A 3,149-nucleotide genomic window follows, 5' to 3' on the forward strand; every position below is an offset into this window, starting at 1 on the left:
CCACACAAACTAAAACATCGAATCGCCGCTTGACCTATCCAAACCCATATAACGATTATTCTTTAGAAGTTGGAATCCGCCCAGCACCAAAAAAGATTTATTCTGACGGCAGGACAACCTGAGTAGATACTCCTAGTCCACTGGAACATCTAGCAACATCACCATGCAGCGTGATAAGGGGATCATCATTACCACAACACCCTACATACGTGCTATTGCTCAATCTACTCTATGTGGCAGAGCCCCCTTAAACTGTAAAGCGTCCAACCTGGGCTTTCGATTACCCACAATTTATTTCTGTAGAGAAAAGCCCAACACGAAATCAGCGAGTCGATTAAGTCGTCGCCACATGATAATGTTTCCTAGGGCTGTGGTGGGCGCTAACTGCCGGGTTGTGATTGCAAAGCGATTAGGGGTAGTCACGCATCAGGACGAAGCTTGCTCCGCTTAAGCCCTTGTCCCTTTCCCATCGCCGGAAATTTCAGGCCGGTTAGTAGAGAGTATGTAACAGTAGAATGGCGAGCGCATCCGCATCACCGAGAACGGGCGCGCCCAGGACGGCAAATACCGTCTGGACAATGGCCGCCTTGCCACCGTCAAAAGGATCACGCGGGATGGTGATCTGGTCTTGGAGAATGGCCGGGTAATTGACCATACCTTCGGACACCCTGACGCCCGCGCCGTGAGCCTCCCAAGCTCCGAGGCGGGGGCGGCCCCTTCAAAAACCTGAAATACTTCCGGAAAAACACACCCTCACTTACGTTTACTTCTATGATGAATACGACAACTGACACTGACCTGCGGGCGCAACCGCCCGTCCTCATGAACGAACGGGAAATCTCCGTATTTTTGGGACTTTCCGAGCGCTCCGTGCGCACCTACACCACCAACGGCCTAATCCCTGTTATCCGCGTTGGACGCCGTAAAATCTTCCGCCGGGATGCCGTGTTGGCGGCGTTGCGGAAGTTAGAATCTTGATTACAGAGAAATTATTGCACCCTTTTTATCTATCCAATTATTTAGTGTGCCCAAAGCGGCATCACTCAATTTTTGCGTAAATAGCAGCGCCAAGCGTCTTTGGGGACGCGAGCAAGCAACATAAAATAGATTTCTATTCCGCTGATATGCCTCTTCCTCTTGTTTTGAATATGATTTCGGAAACCACTCAAGAAACCTATTCCAATCGTATTGGTTCCATCCACGGCCAAACACGACAAGCACATTTTCAAACTCTGCACCTTTCACACCGTGTTTAGTTGAATAGGGCGTATGGTTATTAATAAATTTGCATATAGCGCTCATCTGAGAAAATGAAATCAGCTTCATCTTAGAAAGCTTCAGCAAATCACTTGATTCATTGATTTCTTCTTCAGTGGCTCTGGCTAATCGGCTTTCTTGTTCCAGAATTGATTCGGGTAACCTTGGCTTCTTGGCAGACTTGAGGTGTTCAATCATATCCCCAATTGTTCCAGCGGTGCGAATTTCACCAATTCTTTTGAAGCTATCCACCCAAGACTTTTTATCTGATTTCTTCTCAAAAATATTATATTTTGAATTAATTATTGAAAACATTAATCCATATTTCGAATCGCAATAAGCTTGATAAGACGGCTCAAGAATTTCAGCAAAAAAAGCTATGTATGGGTTTTCTTTCTTCATTACCTCATCTCTATTTTGAAATAACGAAAGCAAATCCTTGTAAGACTGCTCAGTAGCCAGAACATTATGCGTCAACATTAAGATTTTAGTTTTTTGGGGAGAAAAATCCCACCCGTCATTCTCTAAGATGCTGCATGTTTTCATTAAATAATCATGAGCTTCTTGGTCGGGCAAATCCCCTCCGTGATGCTGTCCACCTTTTCTTTTTCCATCCCAATTATTAGTATGAAAAGCCACTACTTGACCACTATCCTTTGGGTCACGAACACCCTGTGGGAGATTTGGGCGTATACTGTTTAGAAAAGAAACTATCTCTGGGACCGACCTAAAGTTTGCACCCTTATCAATCGGCTTAATTTTCTCATTCTCAATAAGGCCAGCCCCTTCCCTGTAGATTTTCTGCCAACTATCTCCAAATAATCCGACAAGTGGCCCTCCGTCATTACTTACAAAATACTCGACTATAGATTGAGAGAAAGCTTCGTCCGTATCCTGATATTCATCAATGAAAATCACTGGAAATCGTTGAGTTAAGATATCCCTAAACTTAGGTTTTTCCATCAATAAAACAATTAACTTTAAAACATCAGAGTGATGAAGGTAAATCCCGTCGTCAGATATATATGGATACCCAAGCGTATAACGGATAGGCACCGAGGGCATACCGCCGACCTCTTGAAATCGCTCTTCCCACTTCTGTATTTTTATGACCTCAACCCTTAGGGCTGATTGAAATCCGCTTACCAACTCCCAGCAAAATGCATGTATAGTCGACACCCAAACAGCTGGATGGCTATCAATTCTTTCCTTAATTTCATCAACTGCAACATTCGTATATGTTATGCACGCCACCCTTTGATTGCTTTTAATTAATCGCGCTCCATTTTCGCGCACAATCATTTTCAGCGCCTCAATGAGAGAATAAGTTTTTCCAGCACCAGCACCAGCCTCTAATCTAAAATGTGTTTTTGTCGCTATGGCAGAAAAAACAGCATCAATAGCAATTCTGGCTGCTCCTTCGGCAGGGCTTATCTGCTGGCTATTGTCCGTCATCTTTTGACTTCCTCTTAGATTTAATCTTTGGCTTTGCTACATTAATTCCGTCTCTCTCAAAAGCGACACTCAACCACTCCAAACCATCCTTAATATATTTGGGAATTATCCACTGCGACTCGATCATTGCGTATGTAATTGCGAACTCTGTTTTGTCTACTCCATCTGCTTTTTCCCATGCAGCAGCACCCATTTCTTCTGGTGTGGATACTGATATTCCAAACAGAGCGGGATTCGCTAACATAAATGCATCTTCAAAGCTCCTTCCGCATGCGGCATCGTCTGAGTGGGGTATTTGATACGCTATTCGCCGAAACTGTTCAGCCTTATTCTCATCTGACAGGGATAGGAGATCTGCAATCCTAGCAGCCCGTCGGATTTGATGGCCTAGCTTTGCTGAAGTTGATTTGCTGTTTTGATGGATTTTGTGATAGTAG

The 3,149-nt window shown here is 44.2% G+C and carries 3 protein-coding genes and 1 pseudogene; 1 reads left to right on the forward strand and 3 read right to left on the reverse strand.

The window, feature by feature from the left end:
* Positions 1 to 490: 490 nt before the first annotated feature.
* The gene (locus tag RBB62_RS20120) at positions 491 to 667 is read right to left on the reverse strand and encodes a hypothetical protein (protein WP_309401084.1); all 177 of its coding nucleotides are present in this window, start codon (positions 665 to 667) and stop codon (positions 491 to 493) included.
* Between the two features lie 104 nt (positions 668 to 771).
* Between RBB62_RS20120 and RBB62_RS20125 the strand changes: the two genes are divergently transcribed.
* Complete coding sequence (locus RBB62_RS20125) at positions 772 to 978, forward strand: helix-turn-helix domain-containing protein (protein WP_309401085.1); 207 nt, start codon at positions 772 to 774, stop codon at positions 976 to 978.
* On the opposite strand, the gene RBB62_RS20130 is transcribed toward RBB62_RS20125, so the two are convergent.
* Together RBB62_RS20130 and RBB62_RS20135 are read right to left on the reverse strand one after the other, a co-directional pair.
* Positions 979 to 2,712 carry a UvrD-helicase domain-containing protein gene (locus RBB62_RS20130; protein WP_309401086.1) on the reverse strand — a complete coding sequence of 578 codons (1,734 nt, stop codon included), beginning with the start codon at positions 2,710 to 2,712 and terminating at the stop codon, positions 979 to 981. It abuts the gene before it with no gap.
* Positions 2,699 to 3,149: pseudogene (locus RBB62_RS20135) on the reverse strand (hypothetical protein); the annotation flags it as partial. The pseudogene RBB62_RS20135 and the gene RBB62_RS20130, both read right to left, overlap by 14 nt.

The organism is Cerasicoccus maritimus (assembly GCA_031296935.1).
Classification (GTDB): Bacteria; Verrucomicrobiota; Verrucomicrobiia; order Opitutales; family Cerasicoccaceae; genus Cerasicoccus; species Cerasicoccus maritimus.